This window comes from Hydrogenovibrio marinus, from assembly GCF_013340845.1.
Classification (GTDB): domain Bacteria; phylum Pseudomonadota; class Gammaproteobacteria; order Thiomicrospirales; family Thiomicrospiraceae; genus Hydrogenovibrio; species Hydrogenovibrio marinus.
In genome coordinates, this window is the sequence record NZ_AP020335.1 from 2,097,267 (window position 1) to 2,122,999 (window position 25,733).

Consider the following 25,733-nt stretch of genomic DNA (forward strand, 5'->3'; position numbering starts at 1 on the left):
TCCCCTTAGTGCTGAGCTTATTTAGATAGCTCTTCAATTGTTAAGTTATGGTTAGTATAAATGCATAAATCGGCGGCGATATTCAGTGATTTCTCAACGATATCACGCGCACTTAATTCAGTGTTTTCCATCAAAGCTTGTGCCGCAGAGTGCGCATAGTTTCCGCCAGAACCGATGGCAATAAAATCATGTGCAGGCTCAATAACATCTCCCGTACCGGAAATCAGCAACATATTTTCTTCATCCGCCACCAGCATCATCGCTTCAAGCTTGCGTAATGCACGATCAGTACGCCAGTCTTTTGCCATCTCAACGGCGGCGCGCATCAATTGTCCATTGTGGCTTTGCAGTTTGCCTTCAAAACGTTCAAACAGAGTAAAAGCATCCGCCGTAGCGCCTGCAAACCCTGCCAAAATCTTACCATTGTGAAGACGACGAACCTTACGAGCGTTGCCTTTCATCACAACATGCCCCAAGGTGACTTGACCGTCACCGCCGATCACCATTTTGCCTGCACGTTTAGCACATAAAATCGTGGTTCCGTGAAAAGTTTGTTCACTCATGTTTTTCTCACAATATTCATTCGATAGTTATTTGTTCTGTCCGCTTTTTTTGGCTCGCGGATGAGCCGTATCGTAAACTTTTGCCAGATGTTGCAAATCCAACTTGGTGTAAATTTGCGTTGTTGACAAGTTAGCGTGTCCTAGCAAGTCCTGAACGGCTCTTAAATCTCCGCTAGATTCTAACACATGCGTTGCGCAGGCATGTCTCAATCTATGGGGAGACATTTTGGTCGGCAAGCCCGCCTGCAAGGTGCGTTGATCCAAGCGCTGCTGGATGCTCCTCACGCTCAATCTATTGCCAAATTTATTCACAAAAACCGCTTGTTCATCACCCTTGGCATGTTCGTCCCGAATTGACAGCCAGCGCTGCAATGCCGCAATCGCTTTACTGCCAAGAGGGGAGATTCTTTCTTTGCTACCTTTCCCCAAAACTTTCACCCAGCCTTCACTCATTTGATCCAGTCCGGGGGACAAATCCAAGTCCGCCAACTCGGAAACACGCAATCCCGCAGAATAAAGACACTCAAACATCGCTTGATCGCGAATATCCTGCCAAGTGTTTAAGGGTTGTTCCAGCAGTTGTTGGGTCAAGTCTATATCGAGACTTTTGGGTAACGGCTTGGGCTGTTTAGGCGCTTTAACGCTTTTCGCAGGATTAGCAAATGCCCAATTATGCTCAATGAGAAACTGATAAAAGGTGCGCAAAGCCGATAGGTTTCGTGACAATGTTCGCGGGTGAATACCGGCTTCCATTCTGCTGGCAACAAACGCCTGAATGGCTTCTACCGACACCGACTGCCAGTCTTGAAAAGCATCGATAAATGGTCGATGATCATGCAAAGAATTTTCGATTTCTTCTGCGAGAAAATCGCCTTGAAAGAAACGCAAAAAAGCGACCATGTCTCGCTCGTAATTCTCTATCGTTTCCGGTGAACGATTAAGGCGCGTTAACTCCGCCACAAACTCGCTAAATTGGTTTTTGCTCATCTAGACTGTCATTCTTGAAAAACATTAAGACTATTTTAATGTAATTGCTGCCGCACAAACGTGATAATTACACCACGGTATTTTCAAACACTACTCAGGAGATTTTATGACTTCAGCTTCAACCTCAGTCTCTGATGCCATCAGGCAACGCCACTCGGTGCGAGCATTTTTACCAACCCCTGTTGAGGAAAAGCTTATTCATGACATTTTGGAAGATGCGCGTTTCGCCCCTTCAGGTGTCAACACCCAGCCATGGCAAGTAGCGGTGGTTTCCGGAGAAACCAAAACCCAATTGCAAAACAAAATGGTGGCAGCATTCGAGGCTGGCGAAACCGGACAAATGGACTATCAATACTATCCGAAAAATTGGGTCGCCCCTTTCAAACAAAGACGTGTGGAAACGGGAATAGCCCTTTATAACGCCTTGCAGATAGAACGAGAAGATAAAGCTGCAAGACTCGCTCAATGGGCTGCAAACTACTGCTCTTTTGATGCGCCAGTGTCGTTGTTTTTCTTTATGGATCCCAGCTTGGAAACCGGGTCTTATTTCGACTATGGCATGTTTGTGCAGAACATTATGCTACTGGCCGTTGAAAAGGGATTGGCAACTTGCCCACAAGGCGCTCTGGGAGAGTACCCTACCATCATCAAGCAGCATCTTGGTTATGACAATGACCTGATATTACTGGGCGGAATGGCGCTTGGCTATGAAGATAAAGAACATCCGGTCAACCGTTACCGAACAGAACGAGAAGCGGTGAATGCCTTCACTCGCTTCTTTGATTAGTGTTAAAACAAACGCTGTAAGCGCTGGGTAACCATCTCCCCCATTACTTCCAAAAAGTAAGTCCCGAGATCTGGTTTGAAACGATCGACCGGACTCCCCAGCGCCAGCACACCCCAAATACGGTGATTTCCAAGTGGAATCACACAGACCGATTCCATTTTTTCAGAGGTGGCAAATAAACCTTTTTGCCACTCGTTCTCCACCAAGCCGCAAGCAGGGCGCCCGACTCTTAAGGTCGATTTAAGCGTTTCAGCCCATTGCTGACTGATGCCCAGTTGGTTCATCCCTTTCAAACTTTGGTTTGGCAATTCCCAAGACATCAAAGAAACAAATTCAACTTGAAAAGTCTCTTGCATCACCTCGTAAACGACATCAACAGCATCCTGTTCGGTTTGCGCCGACAACAAGGCATTGGAAAGTGTATAGACATTATGTAGCAATTTACCGTTCTCACCGGCAATGTCCTTTAAGGTCGCAATCTCTACTTGCAAACGATCACGTTGTTCACGTAATTGATAAACTTGACGTTCCAGCAAAGAGATTTCTTGTCCGGTCTTCGGGTGAGGTAAGCTGAGTTCATCCAGCAAATTCGGAAACACATGAAAAAACTGACGATTTTGATTCAAATAATTCGCCACATCTTCTGCATGGATATCATTGATTAAACTCGACACTTATACCTCTCCCCAGTACACAATCTATTATTCATTTTTTAGTTTAATAAAGGTGACCTAAACGGATTAGAGCGCTATTTCGGCATCAAACACCATCACCGCTGGCCCCGTCATCCAAACAGGATGTGACGCATCACCATCCCAAGCAATGGTCAAATCACCGCCAGGTAAAGAAACCTTGACCTCGTCAGCGACTTCTCCCAGCTTACGCAAACTTACCATCGCAGCGCAAGCCCCTGTTCCACATGCAAGGGTTTCAGCTGCTCCACGTTCATAGACACGCAACTTAATATGGCCTGAATCAATACACTCAGCAAAACCGACATTCACCCTTTCTGGAAAATGTGCATGGGATTCAATTTTCGCACCCAATTCTGCTACTGGCGCCGCCCCCAAATCCGTGACACGCAAAACCGCATGCGGGTTTCCCATAGAGACTGCGCCGATTTGGTAAAACTCACCATCCACTTCCAATTGGTAAACATCAGACTCACCCGGCACAGAAAATGGCAAACTGTTTGGTGCAAAGTTCGGTGCCCCCATATTGACCCTAACCTCTCCGTTCTCAGTGATATAAAGCACAATAACGCCAGAAGCCGTCTCAACCGTGATTTCGGTTTTGTCGGTCAACCCTTTGTCGTAAACAAACTTCGCGAAACAGCGCGCACCATTACCGCACTGCTGCACTTCGGAACCATCCGCATTGAAAATTCGATAACGAAAATCCACCCCGTCGGTATCCGTTGCTTCAACCAATAATAACTGATCGAACCCCACACCAAAGTGTCTATCCGCCCATCCGCGAATTTGTTCAGCAGACAATAAAACGTCCTGAGCAATGGCATCAATCACCATAAAGTCGTTTCCAAGTCCATGCATTTTACTGAAGTGGAGCTTAGCGCCCATGATCACCCTCTTAAAAATTTTTCATACTATTGCCAAGATTTTACACTGCTTCACTCGGCAGATTTGGTTTATGATAAACCAAACAACCTCTAAACCCTAGCCTGAACAGGCGTAACAACTATTTTTGTCAAACAAAAAACGAAGGTTTTTGCTGCTTCATTCATATAAATGAAAATCAAACGGAGAGCTTATGAGGTATTTTTGGCTGGTTTTTGTCATAGCAATTCCTGCTCTTACGGCTTGTTCTACGATAGAAACGCGTTCTTTTCCCAAGCAAACTTTTCCCAAACAGTGGGCTCAGCAAGTCGCGAAAATGCAAAGCCAGAAGCAAGCTACGCCCTGGTGGCAAGAACTGCATGACGATGATCTTAACCAGCTAATCAGCGAAGCGATTAAAGCCAACCCGGATGTACTATCGGCGGAATCCGTCATCCGTGAGTCCAGAGCTTACCGAGTACAGGCCAAAGCGGGATTATTGCCAAAAGTCACCATCGGCGGTAGCGCGAAAAGCACTTATCTAAAAAGTACCGATGCCACAACAGATACCTACTCTGCAGTACTCGATGCCAGTTGGGAACCCGACGTTTTCGGCACACAACAGCATGCACTTGCCGCTGCCGAAGCAAAAGTCAAAGCTGCCGAAGCCAGCTATGCAGACGTTTTGGTTAGCCTAAGCGCAGAAGTCGCGACCAATTACGTCGCTCTACGTGGCTATCAGGCACAATTAAATGTGACGCAAGCCTCCCTAAAAAGCTGGTTGGAAACCCTGCAATTGACACAATGGCAACATCAGGCAGGCATGGTCACCGAGCTGGATGTCGAGCAAGCAAAACGCAGCTACGAACAAACAGCTGCCTCCGTGCCGACACTGAAGCAAAACATACTCGAAACCCAAAACCAATTGGCAATTTTGTTGGGACGCACGCCGGAAAATCTACCGCCGAGCCTGATCAAAATCGCCGATCTGCCCAACTCTCCGAAAACGGTGTTTTTACCGATTCCAACAGAAGTATTAAGACAGCGTCCTGATGTCAGAGCTGCCGAACAAAATGTATTGGTAGCCATGTCTAAAACAGACTCGGCAAAATCTAACCGCTGGCCATCCTTTACTTTAGGCGGCTCCCTAGGACTCACCTCAGCAACCTTAGGAAAACTGTTGGATACTGACGCTCTGATCACCACTCTAAGTGCCGCTGTCAGTCATACTCTGTTTGACGGCGGTGCATTGGATGCGCAAGTGGACATCCAAACCGAACAGGAAAAACAAGCCATGTACAGCTACAAGAAAACGGTGTTGAGCGCCCTACAGGAAACAGAAAATGCGCTTGCCGGGCTTTATAACAGTCGCGAAAGTTACGCTGCACTCAATCGAGCACTAGATGCTTCAAGAAATGAAGAGAAACTTGCTTTAATGCAATATCAAGCAGGCCAAACCAGTTTCACCGATGTCTTGAATGCACAGCGCACACAACTAACGCTTAAGCAGCAAAGCATCCAAGCCAAAGCGACTGAGTTGGCAAAACTGATTACATTGTCCAAGGCTATTTCCGGCAATTGGGCAATTCAACAAACAACACAGAACAAAACGGTCAAGGATGCAGACACCTCGTCGCTACAGACCTCATCAACTGGAACATCGTCATGAGCCAAGACAGCAATTCATCTACCTCTCAAACTGAGTTTGAACAACTCCTCAAACAAGGTGATAAAAAACACCACCGTTACCTCAAGGTGTTGATTCCTGTTTTATTACTGGCGGGCATCCTCTTTCTGGGTTGGCGTTGGTGGGTTCCGGCACAAGTCAACGCACCAGCTTTCAAAACTGATGAAGTGAAAAAAGGCGACATTCTGGCAACCGTCTCAGCAACTGGAACCCTGCAACCGACCAATGAAGTGGATGTGGGAAGTGAACTTTCCGGCACCATCGACAAGGTGTTTGTCGACTACAACGATCAAGTGAAAAAAGGTCAACTACTGGCACAATTGAATACCGACAAAATCAATGCACAAGTCCTGCAAACCAAAGCTGCTTTGGCTGTTGCTAAAGCCGGTGTCATCGAAGCACAAGCAACGCTCGAAGAATCGGATGCGCAACTTAAACGCTTGGAACATGTCCGCAAACTGACAAACGGCAAACTACCTTCTCAAGCGGATTTTATTTCCGCCGAAGCTGCTGAAAAACGTGCGATGGCTGCTAAAAACACAGCTATCGCAAAAGTCGAACAGGCTCAGGCAAATCTAGACCAAAACCTCACCGACTTATCCAAGACGAAAATCATTTCACCAATTGATGGCGTGGTATTGGTTCGATCCATTGAACCAGGGCAAACCGTTGCCGCTGCCATGTCAGCTCCTGTCTTGTTTACGTTGGCACAAGATTTGACAAATATGGAACTACAGGTTGATGTCGATGAAGCCGATGTTGGACAGGTAAAAGCAGGCCAAAAAGCAACCTTCACCGTTGATGCTTATCCAAACCGTTTGTTCCCCGCTGTCATCAAACAAGTGCGTTACGGTGCACAAACTACTGATGGGGTTGTTACCTACACCACGCTATTGGAAGTCAACAATCCAGACTTAAAACTACGCCCTGGCATGACTGCCACCGCTGAAATCCTGGTGAAGGAAAAACGTGATGTCCTGACGATTCCTGTTGCCGCCACTCGCTTCACACCTGAAATATTGGGCGATGCAACACAGACCAAATCAACCAGTATCATGGACTCTTTAATGCCGGGTCCAGGTCGCATCAGACACAGCCTCAATATCAAAGCCGAGAAAGTGAAAAAAGGCTATGCGCGCGTTTGGAAACTGGTCAACAAACAGCCTGAACCGATTTTGATCAAACCTGGCGAGTCCAACGGCAATCGCGTTGAAGTCCTTGAAGGGGATGTAAAACCCGGCGACAAAGTCATCATCGGAGCAGAGGTACGCTTGAAATGACCGCAGCCAAACCTTTAGAGCAGACTTCCGGCAAAGAAGCCCCTCTAATCGTCTTTGAAAACATCACCAAAACCTACGGACAAGGAGCTTCCGCCTTCACAGCATTGAAAGGCGTGAATTTCCAGATTTCCGCAGGTGAGTTTGTTGCCATCATGGGACCCAGTGGTTCGGGCAAGTCCACTGTCATGAACACGCTCGGCTGTCTGGACACACCCAGTGATGGTCACTATTACTTTCAAGGCGTGGCCGTTGAAACCTTAACGCATGACCAACGTGCTATTTTACGCCGCCATTACCTGGGTTTTGTATTTCAAGGCTTCAACCTGCTGGCAAGAACTTCTGCGATAGAGAATGTCGAGTTGCCATTACTTTATCGAGGCATGAAAACAGCAGAACGCCACGAAGAAGCTCGTAAAGCACTGGCATTGGTTGGCCTTGATGGCTGGGAAAATCACGCACCAAGTGAGTTATCAGGTGGACAACAACAACGTGTTGCCATCGCCCGTGCGTTGGTCACTCACCCCAAAGTTCTATTGGCTGATGAACCTACAGGGAATCTAGACACCCAACGCAGTAAAGAGATTATGGAGCTTCTCACTCAACTAAATCAGGAATTGGGCATCACCGTTATCATGGTAACGCACGAATCTGAAATGGCTTCCTACGCTTCTCGACTGATTCATTTCGTGGACGGCATGGTCGAAACAGACACACCTCAAACGGAGCGTGCTGTATGATTTGGAATGCCTTTTTACTTGCCATACGCGAAATCCGCCGTAACCTGATGCGTTCTATTCTCACCATGCTCGGTATTATTATCGGCGTCGCTGCCGTAGTAACAATGGTGACGGTCGGGAACGGCGCCACAGCAAAAATCGCTAAGGAAATTTCTACCTTGGGAAGCAACCTATTAATGGTCAGACCCGGACAACACTTTGGTCCGGGACGAGGCAACTCCAATGCCAAAGCCTTCACAATGGATGACGTCAAAGCCATCAAACAAGACGTCAGTTCTATTATCGCCGTCGCGCCAACAGCCACCACCAGTGTCACCGCCGTTTTCGGCAACAATAACTGGACGACAACGGTCGTAGGCAGTGACAACGACTACTTCACCACCGGTAACTGGACACTGTCAGACGGTCGTTTTTTCTCCAACGCAGAACTCAAAGCCGGCAAAACTAGCTGTATTATTGGACAAACCATTATCAAACAATTGTTTCCTGAGCTTCGTTCACCCGACTCGGTTGTGGGTCAGAATATCCGTTTAAAAACCTTTTCCTGCCATATCATCGGCGTGCTTGATTCCAAAGGTCAATCCATGATGGGGAACGATCAGGACGACACGATTATCATGCCCATCAAAACCGTGCAACGACGTTTGGTCGGCGACCAGGATGTCAAAATGATTCGCATCTCGGTCAAACCAAATATTGATACCGATGTGGTCAATCGTGCAATCACGCTCCTGCTGAGAGATCGGCGTCATCTAAGTGATCGTGAAAAGAACGACTTCTCAGTACTCGATACCCGTGAAATCACCAAGGCCTTGACCGGCAGTACCAAAGTCATGACCATGCTGTTGGGTGCAGTAGCTGCTGTTAGCTTGGTTGTGGGTGGAATCGGCATCATGAACATCATGCTCGTCTCGGTGACGGAACGTACTCGGGAAATCGGCATTCGTATGGCAATCGGCGCACTGGAAAGAGAGGTGTTGTTGCAGTTTTTGGTCGAAGCCGTAGTGCTCTCCTCGCTGGGGGGTATTATCGGCATCATCCTCGCCATTCTCGCATCCGCCGGACTAAGTCATGTCATGTCGGTGCCCTACATACTCGATTTCGACATGATGGGTATCGCCTTTGCGTTTTCCGCAATGGTGGGAGTGGTTTTCGGTTATTTTCCGGCAAGAAATGCAGCAAGACTGAACCCAATCGATGCGCTACGTCACGAATAAATTCGACCATCACAGCAACTGTCCGTTTGCCGTTAATTTCCTTTATAATAACGCCAAGTCTACAAATGTCAGTTGCCAACGATGGCCTAGCATAAATCAACCACGAGATAATGAATGAAGGAAGCTTCAAGCAAAATGATGACCCCAAAAGAAATCGTCCATGAGTTAGATCACCACATTATCGGACAGAATGATGCCAAGAAATCCGTCGCAATCGCATTGCGTAATCGTTGGCGGCGCTCGCAGCTGTCGGAAGAACTTCGTCAGGAAGTAACACCGAAAAACATCCTGATGATTGGACCGACCGGTGTTGGTAAAACCGAAATCGCGCGTCGCCTTGCGAAACTGGCTAATGCCCCTTTTATCAAGGTCGAAGCAACCAAATACACGGAAGTCGGTTATGTTGGTCGTGAAGTGGATTCCATCATCAAAGACTTGGTGGAAAGCGCGGTCAAAATGGTTCGCGAACAGGAAATGGTTCGCGTGCAAAGCCAAGCCGCAGATATTGCCGAGAACCAAATTCTGGATACCTTATTGCCGCCTGCTCGCGGACACGAATCTGAAAGCTATGACAACATGGCGGAAACCCGTCAAAAATTCCGCAAGCGTTTGCGCGAAGGCGAGCTGAATGACAAAGAAATAGAAATCGACCTGGAAGCGCGTTCTCCTCATGTAGAAATCATGGGCGCGCCGGGTATGGAAGAAATGACCAGTCAACTTCAGGACATGCTCGAAGGCATGAACCGAGGTAAGAAGCAAAAGCGCAAACTCCCAATTAAACAAGCCATGCGCATCCTTACCGAAGAAGCCGCTTCTCACCTGATTGACTTGGAAGACATTAAGACCAAAGCGGTCGAAAGTGTTGAACAACAAGGAATCGTATTCATCGACGAAATCGATAAAGTTGCCAAGCGCCATGAAAGTGGCTCGGGGGGTGATGTCTCTCGCGAAGGGGTTCAAAGAGACCTGCTACCTTTGATTGAGGGGTCAACCGTTTCTACAAAATACGGCATGGTGAAAACAGATCATATTCTTTTCATTGCATCCGGTGCATTCCATTTATCAAAGCCATCTGATTTGATTCCTGAACTACAAGGGCGCTTGCCTATTCGTGTTGAATTAAAATCTTTGAAGGTTGAAGACTTTGTCCGCATCCTGACGGAACCAAAAGCAGCACTTACAAAACAGGCGATCGCTTTACTGGAAACCGAAGGCGTAAACGTCGAGTTTTCCGAATCTGGCATTCAACGTTTGGCGGAAATCGCTTTCCAAGTGAATGAAACCACGGAAAACATCGGGGCGCGTCGTTTACACACCGTCATGGAGCATTTGTTGGAAGAAGTTTCCTTTAATGCACCAGACAACAGTGGTCAGCAAATTATGGTTGACCGAGATTTTGTTGAAGCACGTTTGGGCGACTTGGCACAAGACCAAGACTTGTCGCAATATATCCTATAGAATGTCCGATATTACGACACAATAGAAATCAGTAGCGCCGATGCATCAGCCGACAGAAATCAAACTACAGCAAAAATCTCACAAGTTGGTTATCACCTTCAACACAGGCGAGACGTTTGAACTTCCATGTGAATACTTACGAGTCTATTCGCAGTCGGCGGAAGTGACAGGACATGGTCCAGGGCAAGAAGTCTTGCAAGTCGGCAAGCAAAACGTCAATATCGACGCCATTACGCCTGTGGGCAATTATGCCGTCAAACTTCATTTTGACGATGGGCACGACACTGGTATCTACAGTTGGGAAACCCTTTACGACCTGGGCAAAAACCACAATAGTTATTGGCAGGCTTATTTACAAAAACTGCTTGCCGACGGACATAAGCATCCTGACATGGAAACCCATGTTGCGGACTTGCTTTAAAAACACTTAGAGGCAAAACTTATGAACAACACAAACAGCTCTCAATCGGAACGCACCATTGATTTCGGCTTCAGCAAAGTGCCTCTTGAGGAAAAGGTCAAACACGTCAAAGGCGTGTTCGACTCTGTTGCTGAGAACTATGATTTGATGAACGATGTCATGTCTTTCGGCATCCATCGCCTGTGGAAAAAACATACAATTGAACTGAGTGGCATCCGCCCAGGCCAAACCGTTTTAGACTTGGCTGGCGGCACAGGTGACCTCACCAAAGCCTTCGCAAAACGTGTCGGCAAAACCGGCAAAGTTGTCCTGGCAGATATCAACGAAAACATGGTTCGTGTCGGTCGTGATCGCCTAACCAACGAAGGCATTATCGGCAATGTCGAATATGCCATCACCAATGCTGAATCCTTGACTTTTCCAGACAACACATTCGACCTTGTCACTATGGCTTTTGGCCTACGTAACGTCACCAACAAAGATAAAGCTCTCGCTGAGATCTACCGCGTGCTAAAGCCCGGCGGACAAATGATGGTGTTGGAGTTTTCTAAAGTCACACAACCGATGATGGCAAAAGCTTACGACTTCTATTCCTTCAACATTCTGCCAAAAATGGGCAAATGGATCGCCAAGGATGAAGCCAGTTACCAATATCTTGCCGAGTCCATTCGCATGCACCCGGATCAGGAAACCTTAAAACAAATGATGCTGGATGCCGGCTTCGATAAAGCTGAATACTTGAACATGAGTGAAGGTATTGTCGCACTCCATCGCGGCTGGAAATATTGAAGAGGTCACACACATGAGCACGGAAAATCTGCAGGACAATACTCAAGGTATCGATACCACGCAGCAATGGACATCAACCACACTTGCCAAAATTTTTGAAACCATCTTGAATCAATCGGTAGCCATGGATGAAATGCAGGGCATCGGCTTTCAAATGCTGGATGAAAAAGTTATCCAACTAACTTTTACCGACTTGAAGTTAACCTTCTTTATCATTTACCAGCTGGATGCCGCCAAAAATGAAAAATCTACCAGGTTGGGGCACTTCACCGTGCAGGCTCATTTGATGGGCAGTGCTGATACGCATATCAAAACAACCTTGACCGACTGGCTACGCCGCAACACTGAAACCGAAAGCCCTCTTGGCTCCGCTTTCCTAGCTGCTCTTTATACAATCGACATTGACTGGGAAGAGCAACTTTCCCATTTCACCGGAGACTTCATTGCTTTCAATATCAGCCAAACCGCACGCAGCACCAAGCAAAACTTCAAAGCGGCAAAGCAGAAAGCCGGCGTCACGCTGAAAGAATACCTACAATTTGAAATCAACCTTCTGCCGACCAAACTACAGGTAGCTCACTTCAATCAAGAAGTGGAAGATCTTGCCGATGAAGTTGATGCCCTGGCCGCACGAGTCGATGCGCTAACCCACTCAACCCCAAAATAAACTTTTCGTATGCTTTCTTTTATCAAAACACCTTTCAAGCAGTTCAAAAGACTGATTAAAATCAATCGCGTCTTAACCTATTACCGTATAGATCATTTACTGTTTGCCAACACGAAATACGAATGGTTCACGCTCATCAACGGCATCCTTCCTTGGAACTGGCGCTCACGTTCCAAAGTCTCCAGAGGCGAACGCATTCGCCTCGCCTTGGAAGAATTAGGGCCAATTTTCATCAAATTCGGGCAAGCCCTTTCCACGCGTAAGGATCTGTTACCGGAAGATATTTCCGTCGAGTTGCGAAAACTACAAGATGACTGTCCTCCTTTTGATGAACAACACTCTATTGAAATCATCGAAAAAGGGTTAAAACGCTCTATTTCGGAAGCCTATGCAAGCTTTGACCCAGTGCCGATGGCATCCGCCTCTATTGCTCAAGTGCATGCCGCCACGTTAATGGATGGTACTGAAGTGGTTGTTAAGGTCGTACGCCCTGATATCAAACCGGTTATCGAACAGGATGTCTCGATTTTGCGTTCCTTAGCACAACTACTGGAAGCTGCCATTAAGGAATCGCGTCGCCTACACCCAACGGAAGTGGTTGCCGAGTTTGAAAAAACATTACTTGATGAACTCGATATGATGCGTGAAGCATCAAATGCTGCACAATTGCGCCGCAACTTCGAGAACTCCGAATTACTTTATGTTCCGGAAATCTACTGGTCACATACTAACGATCATGTCATGACCATGGAACGTATCTACGGTATCCGCATTTCCGATACCGACAAATTAATTGAAGCAGGTGTCGACTTAACCGACTTGTCCGCAAAAGGCGTCACCATTTTCTTCACCCAGGTTTTCAAACACAACTTCTTCCATGCGGATATGCATCCTGGGAACATCTTCGTGTTACCGGACGGCCGTTATGCGGCTATCGACTTCGGTATCATGGGCACACTCACCCCCGAAGACCAGCGTTATCTAGCCGAGAACTTCCTGGCATTTTTCAATCGCGATTACCTTCGCGTTTCCGAACTGCACATTGAGTCTGAATGGGTGCCGAGAGATACTCGTGTCAATGAACTTGAGTCCGCCATTCGCTCAGTCTGCGAACCGATTTGGGACAGACCTTTGAAAGAAATTTCATTCGGTTTGTTCTTGATGCGTCTATTCCAAACCGCTCGACGCTTCGGCATGGAAGTTCAGCCACAGTTGGTATTGCTACAAAAGACACTATTGAATATCGAAGGTCTTGGTCGTCAATTAGATGATGAACTGGATTTGTGGGACACCGCTAAACCTTTCTTGGAAGACTGGATGCAAGAGCGCGTTGGCCTCAAAAGCCTTATCAAAAACACCAAAGCCAATCTTCCTTACTGGATTGAGCAAGCACCGACCCTTCCTGGGTTACTGCATGCCAGCTTAAGTAAGCTTGCTCACGCCGACTTCCAGCAAACCGCCGAAAAGCTTGAAAAAGTACAACAACAAATGGAAAAACAGCGCAAAGCAGAGCACCGCCGCTGGATAGGATTATTGTTGGTTGGCGCAGCAGCTTTTATCCCTACCTTAGATCTCCCTTCGTTTTTACACGAAGACTGGTTTAGAGCCATTATTGCCCTAACTGGGGTTTATCTTATTATAAAAAAATAACATCCACGCACTGCTCCCTACAGGGTAGAAAACCCAAAGAACTCGTAGTAGGATTGTCTTATAAGAGTGAAAATATTCACCAATACAAAAAAGCAACAGGAAATGCTTAGAGCTTAAATAATTGCACTTAATTAAGCTGATGGTTCACGGATTTTGAACCTTTTTGACAGAGGATACAGACATTGCTGCCCAAAATTGTACGATCTCGTTTAGCAAACAAGATTTATATGCCCGTTTTGCTAACGATTTTTATTGGTTTGTTGGTCATTATTATCAACTCGTTCTATACCCTAACCAATATTACCGATATTAAATACCAGGAAATCCGTAAGACCTACCAAAATTATTTAAAGCGAGCATACGAAAGCAAAGCATCCGTTGCGCTAACAAATGCCATCTCCCTCTCTCAAAACCCAATCATCATTCATGCATTAGAAACCGGCCAACGAGATGATGCGCTGAAGTTGCTTCAACACATTTCCAGTAGCCTAGGCGACTATTCCTCGTTTAAAAATATCCGTATTCATGTCCACACTGCTAACTTAAAAAGTTTTATTCGCAGTTGGCGTCCTAACGATTATGGCGATGACCTCAGTGGTTTTAGGGATTCTTTAATCTATGTTAAACAAAACCAACAACCATTCGTCGTAAGCGAGATTGGCCGAGCAGGTCTTCTACTAAGGGGAATCTCGCCTGTTTTGAGCAATGGAAAATATTTAGGTTCGATAGAGTTTGCAACCGGCTATGAAAATATCGGTCGCTCACTACAGCAAGACTATGGCTTGGATTTTGTTGTTTTGGCAGCACCATCGGACAGTAAAAGCTTCAAACGCTTCCACCACTCAAAAGCAATTGGCGACCGGTATCTCGCCATGGACGAATCTGCGGTTGAACCAGAACTTCTCAAGGCACTAAAAGGATTCCAATCCATTGATATCCGAAAAACCGGGATGATGATTCGCAACAACCTTTTCCTAACCTCTATTCCGATTAAGAACTTGGATAACAATGTCATCGGCTGCCTCATGGTTGGCGACAAAATGTCGCACATCACCGCCATTGTTGGTGAAACTCGCCGTTCTATGATTATTCAAATTCTTTTTATGGCACTCATTGATTTGCTCATCCTGCTATCACTGACTTGGATGATTAAACGCAATGTTATCGCACCTATCATGGAACTTTCAGAAGACGTCAAAAGCTTTTCCAAAAATATCGGACGACACCTTCCTACCACCTCTGCTAATGAAAACCTATTGATGCGGCGAGATGAATTAGGCGGCATTGCCCGAGCGTTCAATAAATCTGCAAAACATATCCTCTATTTGTTTAAAAAAGTCGGCGAGTCCCAAAAGGTACAAGATGAATACTTGAAGGCAGTCTATGCAGGAAGCATCGTATCCAAAGGGGATCTCGAAGGAAACATCACTTTTGTAAATGATGAACTCTGTAAAGCGACAGGCTACTCGTCCGAAGAACTCATTGGCCAACCTCACAGCATTTTAAGAGAACCTTCCACACCTAAAAGTACATTCCGACAAATGTGGCAAATCATCACTACAGGTCATATATGGCATGGCCTCCTGAAAAACAAAAGAAAAGACGGCAGTGTATTTTATGCAAACACCACGATCGTTCCTATCCTGACTCAAGATGGTGAAATCAGTGAATACATCGCTTTGCGCTATGACGTGTCCGAATTGGTGAACAGCCAACGACAATTACGGAAATCTCTTCTAAGCGATACCCTGACACAACTCGATAACCGTTTTAAGTTACTGGATGACATCAAAAAAGATGACCCTAAGTTCATGGCGATTTTTGATATCCGGGCTTTTAAAGAATTAAACGACTTCTACGGTTATGAAATCGGCGACAGAATACTCACCTCTTTTTCAAAATATCTGTTCGATCAAGTGAAAAACAGTTCCTGTAGCGTCTACAGGCTTCAAGGGGATGAGTTCGCACTGGTCAGCTTTTCCAAAGAGCAGTCACTTGATGATTTCATAGACCGCGTCAAAGTCATGCAGTACGGTACAAATAACCAAATGATTTCAGTTGATGACCATAAAATCATTATTGACCTAACAATCGGTGTGGCTCAGAAACATGAAGACCTGCTGTTTGAAGCTGCACTAGCACACAAGAATGCTAAAAGACGCAACAAAACCATGGTGATATTTGAAGAGAATCACAAACAACTGCAAGAACAGCAAAACAATATTGAATGGGTTAAAAAGCTGAAAACCGCTATCTTGGATAACCGAATCAAATCGTTCTACCAACCCATCGTCAATAACAAAACGGGACAAATCGACAAGCATGAATCTTTGGTACGGTTCAAAACACCCGAAGGAGAGCTCATTGGGCCATTCATGTTCCTAGATATCGCCAAAAGGGCGCGACTGTATACCGCTACCACCCAAATCATGATTCAGCACGTATTTGCTACCTTGGCGAGATATCAAGGAGATTTCAGCATCAACCTCAGTATGGAAGACATTCACACACCGGAGATTCTGGAGTTTTTAATTGAAAAACTGGAAATGGAACCACAATTTGGATCGCGTTTGGTTTTAGAGATTGTCGAGTCGGAAAGTATCCAAAGCTTTGATATGGTTGAAAGCTTCATCAACACTATGCGTACTTATGGGTGCCAAGTGGCTGTTGACGATTTCGGGACAGGATATTCGAACTTTGAATTTCTATTAAACTTGCATCCGGACTACATCAAGATTGACGGCAGTCTGATTAAAAATCTTCCTCAAGACCAAAAAGCACATGCCATTGTTGAAAGCATCGTCAGCTTTGCCAAGAAGAATGGTATTAAAACCATTGCAGAATTCGTGCATTCCGAGGAGGTTTATCAAGCGGTCAAAGAACTGGGAATTGACTATTCTCAAGGATATCTTTTAGGCAAGCCTGAAGCGGAGCCAAAAGCATAGTAAAGCCGAAAGGCATTCTAGGCGGAAAATGGCGCGCCCAAGAAGATTCGAACTCCCGGCCTTTCCCTCCGGAGGGGAACGCTCTATCCAGCTGAGCTATGGGCGCTTAGTAAAAGCGAAGCTATTATAAAAGATTCAGGTCCAGGATTGGAAATGAATCCCTAGCCACCATCATAATTACTTTTAAACCTTAACCTTGCTAAACAGTTAAAACCTAAACTTCTGAACGTTGATTAACCATTAGACTGAACACCCTCTTTGCTACGACGAATGATAAGCAAGAGTGGCATCAATACCACAAAGCTCATCATCACCACCCAAAAAGTATCCATAAAGGCGACCATCAACGCTTGACGATTTAATTCATCCGCCAATTTTTGTACTGCCGGTTGCAGGTTGGATAAGCTCATACCTTGCAGCGCTAACCAACGACTTACCTCTGGATTTTCCGGTACGATATGCGCGCTTAACCCCTGTTGACTCATTCTGTCGGCATGGTTCAAAACCGTAATCACAATCGAAATTCCCACCGAGCTCCCCAGTGTTCTTGAGAGATTGTAGATGCCCGCTGCCTGACTGGTCTCCGCTTTGGGTAGCGTTTCATAGGCAAGTGTCGATAAGGGGACAAAAATCATCCCCATTCCCAAGCCTTGGACAATACTCGGAATAATGAAATCAATTTCCGCCGCATTCAAACTGACCGTGGTGAACAAATAGGTACCGCTGGAGGCAAATAGAAAACCCGCCAAAATAATCAAGCGCAAATCTACTTTGTGAATAAAACGCGAAATAGCAAACATCCCCACTGCCGAGGCAATGCCTCTCGGCGCCATTACCAACCCTGCGGTTTGTGCGTTGTAGCCGAATAAGTTCTCTAACATCAGCGGTTGCAGGGCAATGGTACCGAACAATCCCAAACCGAAGGTAAACATCATAAAACAGGATGTGGCCAGATTCCGGTCTTTGAGAAGTGCCAAGTTGACGATACTATTCTCTCGCCCCCAGGAGCGCAAAATAAAGGCGATTATCGCTAGAAAACTGATGACTGACAGCAAAAGAATAAATGAAGAATCAAACCAGTTTTCCTGGTTACCTCTGTCCAACATCAACTGGAATGAACCAATTCCCAACGCCATGAAAAACGCCCCAAACCAATCTGCCGTCACTTTATGTGCAGGTTCGAACTCAAGCAGCACCCACACCATGATTACATTAATGATTCCGACAGGAAGGTTCATATAGAACACCCAGCGCCAATTCAGGTGTTCGGTAATAAAGCCACCGAGTGTCGGGCCAAGGACTGGCGCGATCATAATCCCTACTCCCCAGAGAGCCATCGCTTTACCGCGCTCTTTCTTGGGAAAAGTATCGACCATAATGGATTGAGACATGGGCACAACAGGTGCACCGAAAAAGCCTTGAAGCAATCGGAACACGACCATTTCCGCCAAGCTGTCGGCCTGCCCACACAAGGCTGAAGTCACCAGGAATCCAACAATACTGATCAGCATCAGTCGCTTTCGCCCAAACATCCTGACGAAAAACCCAGTGACAGGAATCATAATGGCTTCAATAACGATATAGCTCGTCAGTACCCAAGTGATTTGTTCGGAGGTGGCGCCCAGCGCCCCCATCATATCGGGCAGAGTGACGTTGACGATGGTCATATCCAAGATGACCATAATGGTCGTCAACATAACCGTAATCGAAATCAGACCTTTCGATACGCCGGGCTTGGCAACGCCCCCTACTATGACTTGAGCCTGTGCATTGCTCATAAGGATGTGTCCGTGATTATTGCGTTGTGTCTATGGTTACATCGACACTGGCACCAATACGAAGTTTTTGAAGCCATTCATCACTCAGCGTCTCGGTATGCAGGTGCACACGTACTGGAAAACGCTGGGTCACTTTTACCCAGTTTCCGGTTGCGTTCTGTGAGGGAATTAAAGAAAAAGCGACGCCACTTGCCGGACTGATCGACTCGACCGTACCTTCAAAACTGTGTCCAGGATACATGTCCAATTGTAACACTGCTTTTTGATTCGGATGAATTCGCAGCAAATCCGTTTCTTTGAAGTTCGCAGCAACCCAAAACGCATTATTTTCAACCATCGGGAACAGTTTCTCGCCAACTGAGACATATTGTCCCGGCTGCACCGTTACTTCACCCAGTAAGCCATCAGTAGGCGCTTTGATTTCGGTATAAGACAAGTTCAACTTGGCTTTGTTAATCGCAACCTGAGCTGCTTCAATTTGCGCAGCGGCTTGTTGCAAACGTGCTTGAGCCGAATTAATTTCCGACTCGGCGGCATCATACTTAGCGGCGGCTTCTTTCAATTTGTAAAGACTGTCATCAGACTGTTGTTGTGAGGCCAAACCTTTCTTACTAAGCGATTTAACACGTTTGTAATCTATTTCCTGAAAGTTCTTAACATTCAAAGCGTCTCTGGCTTGCGCACGTGCAGTTTTTTCGTCCGCAGTTGCTGAAATTGCCTGCGTCTTCGCCAAGGTCAATTGCGCTTGCGCCTGTGCTAATGCCAATGAAAAATTGCTTGAGTCAATGTGCACCAGCACTTGCCCTTTATGGACACTTTGGTATGACTGAACCAAAACTTTAGCAACCTGTCCCTCTACCTGAGGACTTAAGTAGACGGTATTTGCTGACAAGTAAGCATCCGAAGTGGATGGATGCAAATCACGGTACTGGAACCAAAAATACCCACCAATGGCGATAGCGGCTACCAAAGCCAGAAAAAACCACAATTTCAATCGCTTCACCATAGACTCAGTACCTGAATAATCCCGAATTCATTCCTTCACAGTTCAATACAAGCGCATACTACTTAAGGGCGCATCAAAAACCTGTATCATGCATTTGATAATATTCTAAGCGATAACAAATTTATTATCTTCGCTTTTAGCGCCACCAAAGCGTTTTAAGGGCAAAATTCATAAAGGATTCATTTTCTATCCTGCAGAAAAGACAAACCCCGGAAGAACCGGGGTCATCAACAAAGCAGGATGCTTTGAAACTACAAATTGCAGCTGGGAGAGTTAGGCCGGAACAACGTTTTCCGCTTGAGGACCTTTTGCTCCTTCAACAACTTGCATCGTTACCGCCTGACCTTCAACAAGTGTCTTACGACCAGAACCCTGGATGGCTGAAAAGTGTACGAATACATCTTTCCCACCTGGTTGCTCGATAAAACCGAATCCCTTTTCGTCATTGAACCACTTAACAGTGCCTGAAACTACGTCTGACATGCTTCTTCCTTTTACTTAACTAATGATATTGCTTGGAATTCCTAATCGATCGAAGGTGTTCTGAGGAAATACATCCAGTCAGTCAAAACATGCCCGACACAAAATACCAAAAGGCGTATTGACAGAAGTGACTTTGAAAAATCAGTTGTTCCGCTTAGCTTTTTAACAAAAAAGCGTTGAGGAATCAACGTAAAACAACTTTTTTACCAAATATTGCTTCCGTTAAGTGCTTTCAATGGCCGCTAGTTTTTCTTATGATAGTCTCTAAACATCAAATTCAGGAACCGATAAAGCATGCTTTACCACAACCCAGTTCAATTCCAACATGGTGACGACCAGGCCGTCGGCATTTTAATCACCAACTTAGGAACACCTGACGCGCCAACCAAGGAAGCTCTAAAGCCTTATCTAAAAGAATTCCTGCTCGATACTCGAGTGGTTGAGCCGCCGCCAGCAAGATGGCTATGGAAACTGATTTTAAACGGCATTATTTTGAATACACGCCCCGCAAAATCCGCGGAAGCTTACCAAGAAGTTTGGGGGCACTATGGTGAAGGCTCTCCATTGCTGGACATCGGCAATGCACAGTTAGAAGCCATCGCCAATAAAGTCCGTCCACACTTCAGCGGTCGAGTCGAATTCGCAATTGGGATGCGCTATGGTAACCCTTCCATTGCTTCGGCATTGGAGTCGCTTGCGGCAAAAGGTTGTACCAAACTGGTCGTCCTGCCACTTTACCCACAGTATGCGGCTGCGACAACCGGCTCTACCTTTGACGCCGTCTCCGCAGCCATACAGACTTGGCGCTGGGTTCCTGAATTACGCTTTGTCGCTAAATATCACCGTCATCACGGCTATATCAAAGCTTTGGCAAACTCGATTCGCGACCACCAAGCCGAGCACGGCAAACCAGATCTATTGGTCTTGTCTTACCACGGCATTCCGCAACGTTATTTTGACGGTGGTGACCCTTATCATTGCGAATGCCACGTCACATCAAGGTTGGTTGCAGAGGAACTTGGTTTAAGCTCTGACGAATACAGAGTGACTTTCCAATCGCTGTTCGGCAAAGAAGAGTGGATCAAACCCTATACCGATGCCACCATGAAAGCATTGCCTGCCGAAGGCGTGAAGCATGTTCAGGTGATTTGTCCGGGCTTCTCGGCGGATTGTTTGGAGACAATTGAAGAGATTGATCAGGAAAACCGTGAGTATTTCATAGAAGCCGGTGGCGAGAAGTTCAGCTATATCCCTGCGCTAAATGCCAGAGATGACCATACTGATGCTTTAGCCGACATTCTACTGACCCAAACCCTCGGTTGGCCTGAAAGACAAGGCATGGATCAATCGGCTGACGCGCTGGAGAGACAGAAAGTCAAAGCCAATGCTGAAAAGATGCAAAGCGGAAATTAACTTTTTAAGTGCCCGATTTCGATACGAGAACCGGTCGACGTCGGGCTACTCATCAAAAAATTCACGGCGTGCCAAATGGATTCCATTCCTGCCGGTTTTGGAATCGCACTTTCTGACAGGCGCTGTTGTTGATATGCCTCAGAATCACCTTCATTGAAACACACCAGCCCCGGAGCAATGGTGTTCACCTTTACCTCTGGCGCAAAAGCGCTCGCATGAGACAGCATTAAAGATTCCAGTGCTGCCTTACTACTGAGGTAGGCAGCATAATCCCCTTGCCCCTGAGAAGTGCTGCAGTCCGACAAGGCAATGATATCCTTTTGTTCACTATGGCAAGCTTGAAGTAAAGGCAAGCAAACCTGATTCAAGCGATAAGGTGCATTGACATGTACATCATACATCGCCTGCATCAGTTGCGGCTTTTCGGTAATCTTCTGTTCACTCACCCACAAAGATGCATTGTGAATCACCGCACGTAAACTTTGCACGTCTTCTTCCAGTACCGTACAAAAGTCCTGCAAGGTGTGGGGATGCGTAAAATCCACCTGAAATCCAAATGCGCCCGCTGCTTTAAGCTCATCTACAGCCGCTCGTTCAGTGCGATAAGTAAAGATTACTGGGTAGTCCGTCTTATCCAAAAAATGCTGTACCAAGTAACGCCCGATGCGTTGTCCTGCACCGGTAATCAAGATTGCATTTTCCAGTTTTTTTCCCAGCATTTTTCGCGCTTCCCTCTATTGATAAGTTTTTGTACGAATGGGTGAATATTATCAAAACCATTTCGTGCTTTTCGACATTTGCACACTTGATGCAATGTGATAAGCTGCCTCTATAAAAACAATCATATCAGGATACTTACTATGACGGAAACATCGAATCAACCGCAGTCGAATGAAACCTCAAATGAAAGCCAAACGGCAGCAGAATTTATCCATTCATCCGAGACAAACGACCAATATGAACAAGCCATGTTGGAAGCTTTCGTGCAAAAACCTTCCAAAATGACTTATTACCAAAACGCGTTGAAAAAAATGATGGTGACAGGCTCACCCAATCTACAATGGCACTGGAGTTGGTGGGGATTCTTTGGGGGTTGGATTTTCCTGCTTTACCGCAAAGCTTATTTGGCGGCATTAGTGACATTCCTTGTCACCTTCGCTATCAGTTTCATTCCTTTCGGCACGATTGTCGGCATGGTTGTACTGGGAGGGATTGCACCGTTTTTCATCATCAAACGTTATGCCATGCTCAAGCAGCAAATCGAAAACCGTTATGAAACCGAAGAAGAGAAATTGAGTGCCATGACAAAAATCGGCGGCTTCCATAACTGGGTAGCTTGGGCAGCGGGAATTTTCTATGCTTTGTTGGTTCTGGGTCTACTGGTGATTTCCATTGTCGATCCTTCGAGCTTACATCATCACTAATATCAACTAAAGCTCAGTCTGCGGCTTGGCTTTCAACACCAACGCCGCAGCCAACATAACAAACACTGAAGAGACCACCAGACTCGCTTCCATTCCTGCAAACTGATACGTCAAACCGGACAATAACGTACCGATCAAACGCCCACCTGCGTTCGCCATGTAATAAAAACCGACATCTTTAGATGCGCCATCTTCATCTGCAAAGGACACGATCAGATAGGAATGAACAGCCGAGTTTAGAGCAAATACGATACCGAAAATCATCAACCCCACCACGATGACCGTTTGCGGATGCCATGACAACAACGGCGCCATCGCAATTGGGACCAACGCCAGCAACACCGCCAGTTTCATCGCCGTCATTGAAGTCGGTTTCGCGCCCTCTTCAACAGCTTTACCTTTTTTGATACCTGTCAGTTTAGGTGTGATCGCCTGCACAAACCCATAACCGATCACCCAAGCCGCCATAAAGGTACCAACTGCCATAAACGACCAGCCCAACACGGACTCCAAAAACACCGGCAACGCCACCACAAACCAAATATCTCTTGCACCGAACAAAAAGAATCGTGCTGCAGACAACCAGTTGATGGCTTGAGATTTGGAAAAAATTTCACTGAATTTGGATTTGGTTTTCGCTTTGCCAAGTGACGCATCCAACAAGAAAATGGAAAACACCAATGGCAAAACAATAATGGCAACCAATACATAAAGCGCATTGGTGAAGCCCACGCCTTCCAGCAACGCCGCACCGATAAAGAATCCAACGCCTTTCAACGCATTTTTCGACCCGGTGAGTAACGCCACCCAAGAATAGAGTTGCCCACTTGCGTCCGATGCCAGACTCTTGATGGAACTTTTGGCCGACATTTTATTGAGGTCTTTAGCAATACCGGACAAAGCCTGTGCAGCCATCACATAAGCCACCGTCAAATAACTGCTATCCACCGTCAACATAATCAGAGCGATGACCTGCAACACCAAGCCGAGGTTCATGGTGACATTCAATCCCAGCCTGGCGCCCAGCCAACCGCCAATCAGATTTGTCACCACACCGAAGAATTCATACAGCAAGAACAGCAGCGCAATATCGAAAGGAGAATAACCAAGTTGGTTGAAATAGAGCAGCACCAACATGCGGATGGCACCATCGGTCAAGGTAAATGCCCAATAATTGGCAGTCACCAAGCCGTATTGCTGTAATGAAGAGAGTTTCATCATAGTGCCTTCCGCAGTGCAAAATCTACCAGGTTGGGGGATGACTAAGCGCTCCCAACCTGGCAGATTTTATGCCATGTAAGTAAGGTTTTGCTTAAGGGTTAAGTTGACCGACTTTTACCGCTAGTTCCATCATTCTCAATACATAACCGATTTCATTGTCGTACCATGCCAGCAGTTTCACTTGCGTGCCGTTCACCACCATAGTCGATGGTGCATCAATCACTGAAGAACAAGGCTCACCTTCAAAATCAACCGATACCAATGGACGCTCTTCAAAGCCAAGAATGCCTTTCAGATACGTTTCAGAAGCTTCTTTCAACAAAGCATTTACTTCCTCAACAGAAGTTTCTCGCTCCATTTCCAACACCAAATCGGTTAAAGAAGCATTCATCAAAGGTACACGCACCGCGATACCGTTCAAACGTCCGTTGAGTTCCGGGAAAATCGTTCCGATTGCTTTTGCCGAACCCGTAGTCGTTGGAATCAAAGATTCAAACGAAGCTCTGGCACGACGCAAATCCGCATGACCATGGTCAACCACTTTCTGCGTGTTGGTGCGGTCGTGCATGGTGGTAATCATCCCATGCTTGATGCCCAACTTTTCATGCATAACTTTTATCACAGGCGCGATACAGTTAGTGGTACAAGAAGCGGAAGTGATGATTGGGTCTTGCCCGGCAACAAAGACATTATCGTTAATGCCCATGACGATATTCTTGATGCCTTCTTTCATAGGCGCGGCAACAATGATTTGCTTCACGCCTTGGTCAAGATAAGGTTGCAGTGCCTCTTTGGTGCGGAATTTACCCGTAGCTTCAATCACCACATCCACATTCAATGCCGACCAATCGGTGTCCGCAATGTCTTTATTGCTTGAATAGGAAATTGTCTGCTCTTCAATCGCCATGGTTTGGTCTTCAGAATTGGCCGTCACGTCATGATGCCAACGTCCATGCGCCGAATCGAAATGTAACAAGTGCGCTGAGCCGACCACATCGGTCGCAGTCTCATTGATATGTACAAACTCAACCTGCGGCCAATCAAAAGCTTCTCTTAACGCCAACCGCCCCATGCGGCCAAAACCGTTGATCGCTACGCGTATTTTTTGCATGTTGTATTCCTGTTCCTAATAACTGGATGATTACTTTGACAACGCAGCTTCGTGATGCAAAGCGGCGACTTCATCCATGTGTTGTTGCAATTTGAGGTGTTCAAGCTTTTCCATCGGCAGCTCAGTAAACAAGCGAATGCGGTTTTCCAAATAACGCAAAGCTTCACGAAAAGGTCTGATTTCCTCATTTCCATTTCTTAAGGGGTCTTCAATACCCCAATGTGCCGTGACCGGATGTCCAGGCCATACAGGACAAACTTCGCCCTTGGCGGCATCACATACGGTGATGATCAAGTCCATGTGCGGCGCGTCAGAACCGGAAAATTCATCCCAGCTTTTTGAACGTAGTCCTTCCGTGCTTAATCCCGCCCCCTTTAACACCTCCAGTGTCTTAGGGTGAACATGCCCCAACGGTGCACTCCCAGCACTGAAGGCTTGAAAGCGCCCGTTTGAAGCGTTGTTCAATAAAGCTTCAGCAATAATGCTTCTCGCTGAATTTGCGGTACAAATAAATAAAACATTAAACATCTCGGTCTCCGGAACAAGAAAAAAC

24 protein-coding genes and 1 tRNA gene are annotated in these 25,733 nt (G+C 46.2%); 13 read left to right on the forward strand and 12 right to left on the reverse strand.

All coding sequences use genetic code 11. The annotated features are described in order from the left end of the window. Positions 1 to 17: 17 nt before the first annotated feature. Positions 18 to 563: an ATP-dependent protease subunit HslV gene (gene hslV / locus HVMH_RS09990; protein ID WP_029912560.1), complete on the reverse strand. Its 546-nt coding sequence runs from the start codon at positions 561 to 563 to the stop codon at positions 18 to 20. A gap of 27 nt (positions 564 to 590) precedes the next feature. Next, positions 591 to 1,550 carry a tyrosine recombinase XerC gene (locus HVMH_RS09995; protein ID WP_029912558.1) on the reverse strand — a complete coding sequence of 320 codons (960 nt, stop codon included), beginning with the start codon at positions 1,548 to 1,550 and terminating at the stop codon, positions 591 to 593. Between the two features lie 106 nt (positions 1,551 to 1,656). Between HVMH_RS09995 and HVMH_RS10000 the strand changes: the two genes are divergently transcribed. Beyond that, positions 1,657 to 2,337 (forward strand): nitroreductase, encoded by a 681-nt coding sequence (locus tag HVMH_RS10000; RefSeq protein ID WP_029912554.1) that lies wholly within the window; start codon positions 1,657 to 1,659, stop codon positions 2,335 to 2,337. A gap of 2 nt (positions 2,338 to 2,339) precedes the next feature. Here HVMH_RS10000 and HVMH_RS10005 read toward each other — a convergent pair whose 3' ends face one another. Further along, complete coding sequence (locus HVMH_RS10005; RefSeq protein WP_029912552.1) at positions 2,340 to 3,011, reverse strand: DUF484 family protein; 672 nt, start codon at positions 3,009 to 3,011, stop codon at positions 2,340 to 2,342. Between the two features lie 66 nt (positions 3,012 to 3,077). Next, entirely contained in the window at positions 3,078 to 3,917 is an 840-nt protein-coding gene (gene dapF, locus HVMH_RS10010; RefSeq protein ID WP_029912549.1) for a diaminopimelate epimerase, read from the reverse strand. A gap of 190 nt (positions 3,918 to 4,107) precedes the next feature. Here dapF and HVMH_RS10015 point away from each other — a divergent pair, with 190 nt between their 5' ends. From HVMH_RS10015 to HVMH_RS10060, 10 genes are all read left to right on the forward strand, one after another. Beyond that, the gene (locus tag HVMH_RS10015; RefSeq protein WP_051623127.1) at positions 4,108 to 5,562 is read left to right on the forward strand and encodes an efflux transporter outer membrane subunit; all 1,455 of its coding nucleotides are present in this window, start codon (positions 4,108 to 4,110) and stop codon (positions 5,560 to 5,562) included. Further along, positions 5,559 to 6,860, forward strand: coding sequence for an efflux RND transporter periplasmic adaptor subunit (locus HVMH_RS10020; protein WP_035629068.1), 1,302 nt, complete (start codon positions 5,559 to 5,561; stop codon positions 6,858 to 6,860). The genes HVMH_RS10015 and HVMH_RS10020 overlap by 4 nt, the downstream gene beginning before the upstream one ends. Then, the gene (locus tag HVMH_RS10025) at positions 6,857 to 7,597 is read left to right on the forward strand and encodes an ABC transporter ATP-binding protein (RefSeq protein WP_051623126.1); all 741 of its coding nucleotides are present in this window, start codon (positions 6,857 to 6,859) and stop codon (positions 7,595 to 7,597) included. The genes HVMH_RS10020 and HVMH_RS10025 overlap by 4 nt, the downstream gene beginning before the upstream one ends. Beyond that, entirely contained in the window at positions 7,594 to 8,814 is a 1,221-nt protein-coding gene (locus HVMH_RS10030) for an ABC transporter permease (protein ID WP_029912542.1), read from the forward strand. The genes HVMH_RS10025 and HVMH_RS10030 overlap by 4 nt, the downstream gene beginning before the upstream one ends. A 135-nt stretch (positions 8,815 to 8,949) precedes the next feature. Beyond that, positions 8,950 to 10,272 (forward strand): ATP-dependent protease ATPase subunit HslU, encoded by a 1,323-nt coding sequence (hslU, locus tag HVMH_RS10035; protein ID WP_029912540.1) that lies wholly within the window; start codon positions 8,950 to 8,952, stop codon positions 10,270 to 10,272. A gap of 40 nt (positions 10,273 to 10,312) precedes the next feature. After that, a complete protein-coding gene (locus HVMH_RS10040) occupies positions 10,313 to 10,693 on the forward strand; it encodes a gamma-butyrobetaine hydroxylase-like domain-containing protein (protein ID WP_029912537.1) in 381 nt (126 codons plus the stop codon). A gap of 21 nt (positions 10,694 to 10,714) precedes the next feature. Next, complete coding sequence (gene ubiE, locus HVMH_RS10045) at positions 10,715 to 11,482, forward strand: bifunctional demethylmenaquinone methyltransferase/2-methoxy-6-polyprenyl-1,4-benzoquinol methylase UbiE (RefSeq protein ID WP_029912534.1); 768 nt, start codon at positions 10,715 to 10,717, stop codon at positions 11,480 to 11,482. A gap of 13 nt (positions 11,483 to 11,495) precedes the next feature. Further along, a complete protein-coding gene (locus tag HVMH_RS10050; RefSeq protein WP_029912531.1) occupies positions 11,496 to 12,149 on the forward strand; it encodes a ubiquinone biosynthesis accessory factor UbiJ in 654 nt (217 codons plus the stop codon). A 9-nt stretch (positions 12,150 to 12,158) separates the two neighbouring features. Next, entirely contained in the window at positions 12,159 to 13,799 is a 1,641-nt protein-coding gene (gene ubiB / locus HVMH_RS10055) for a ubiquinone biosynthesis regulatory protein kinase UbiB (RefSeq protein ID WP_029912528.1), read from the forward strand. A 227-nt stretch (positions 13,800 to 14,026) separates the two neighbouring features. Next, the gene (locus tag HVMH_RS10060; protein WP_051623125.1) at positions 14,027 to 16,744 is read left to right on the forward strand and encodes an EAL domain-containing protein; all 2,718 of its coding nucleotides are present in this window, start codon (positions 14,027 to 14,029) and stop codon (positions 16,742 to 16,744) included. Positions 16,745 to 16,773: 29 nt separating this feature from the next. On the opposite strand, the gene HVMH_RS10065 is transcribed toward HVMH_RS10060, so the two are convergent. The 4 genes from HVMH_RS10065 to HVMH_RS10080 form a co-directional block, all read right to left on the reverse strand. Beyond that, a tRNA-Arg gene (locus HVMH_RS10065) sits at positions 16,774 to 16,850 on the reverse strand. A 127-nt stretch (positions 16,851 to 16,977) separates the two neighbouring features. After that, a complete protein-coding gene (locus HVMH_RS10070; RefSeq protein ID WP_051623124.1) occupies positions 16,978 to 18,522 on the reverse strand; it encodes a DHA2 family efflux MFS transporter permease subunit in 1,545 nt (514 codons plus the stop codon). A 16-nt stretch (positions 18,523 to 18,538) separates the two neighbouring features. Then, complete coding sequence (locus HVMH_RS10075) at positions 18,539 to 19,516, reverse strand: HlyD family secretion protein (protein WP_162174200.1); 978 nt, start codon at positions 19,514 to 19,516, stop codon at positions 18,539 to 18,541. Positions 19,517 to 19,801: 285 nt separating this feature from the next. Further along, positions 19,802 to 20,011 (reverse strand): cold-shock protein, encoded by a 210-nt coding sequence (locus tag HVMH_RS10080; RefSeq protein ID WP_029912515.1) that lies wholly within the window; start codon positions 20,009 to 20,011, stop codon positions 19,802 to 19,804. Positions 20,012 to 20,305: 294 nt separating this feature from the next. Here HVMH_RS10080 and hemH point away from each other — a divergent pair, with 294 nt between their 5' ends. Beyond that, positions 20,306 to 21,424 (forward strand): ferrochelatase, encoded by a 1,119-nt coding sequence (hemH, locus tag HVMH_RS10085; RefSeq protein WP_029912512.1) that lies wholly within the window; start codon positions 20,306 to 20,308, stop codon positions 21,422 to 21,424. Here hemH and folM read toward each other — a convergent pair. Further along, positions 21,421 to 22,143, reverse strand: coding sequence for a dihydromonapterin reductase (gene folM / locus HVMH_RS10090; RefSeq protein WP_029912510.1), 723 nt, complete (start codon positions 22,141 to 22,143; stop codon positions 21,421 to 21,423). The two genes, hemH and folM, sit on opposite strands and share 4 nt — an antisense overlap. A gap of 141 nt (positions 22,144 to 22,284) precedes the next feature. Between folM and HVMH_RS10095 the strand changes: the two genes are divergently transcribed. After that, positions 22,285 to 22,848 carry a DUF2628 domain-containing protein gene (locus HVMH_RS10095; protein ID WP_029912507.1) on the forward strand — a complete coding sequence of 188 codons (564 nt, stop codon included), beginning with the start codon at positions 22,285 to 22,287 and terminating at the stop codon, positions 22,846 to 22,848. 6 nt (positions 22,849 to 22,854) lie between these two features. Here HVMH_RS10095 and arsJ read toward each other — a convergent pair whose 3' ends face one another. The 3 genes from arsJ to HVMH_RS10110 all read right to left on the reverse strand — a co-directional run bounded on the left by arsJ (position 22,855) and on the right by HVMH_RS10110 (position 25,708). Beyond that, entirely contained in the window at positions 22,855 to 24,066 is a 1,212-nt protein-coding gene (gene arsJ, locus HVMH_RS10100) for an organoarsenical effux MFS transporter ArsJ (protein WP_029912505.1), read from the reverse strand. Between the two features lie 94 nt (positions 24,067 to 24,160). After that, positions 24,161 to 25,180, reverse strand: coding sequence for an ArsJ-associated glyceraldehyde-3-phosphate dehydrogenase (locus tag HVMH_RS10105; RefSeq protein WP_029912503.1), 1,020 nt, complete (start codon positions 25,178 to 25,180; stop codon positions 24,161 to 24,163). Positions 25,181 to 25,210: 30 nt separating this feature from the next. Continuing rightward, positions 25,211 to 25,708: an arsenate reductase ArsC gene (locus HVMH_RS10110; protein WP_035629061.1), complete on the reverse strand. Its 498-nt coding sequence runs from the start codon at positions 25,706 to 25,708 to the stop codon at positions 25,211 to 25,213. Positions 25,709 to 25,733 lie beyond the last annotated feature (25 nt).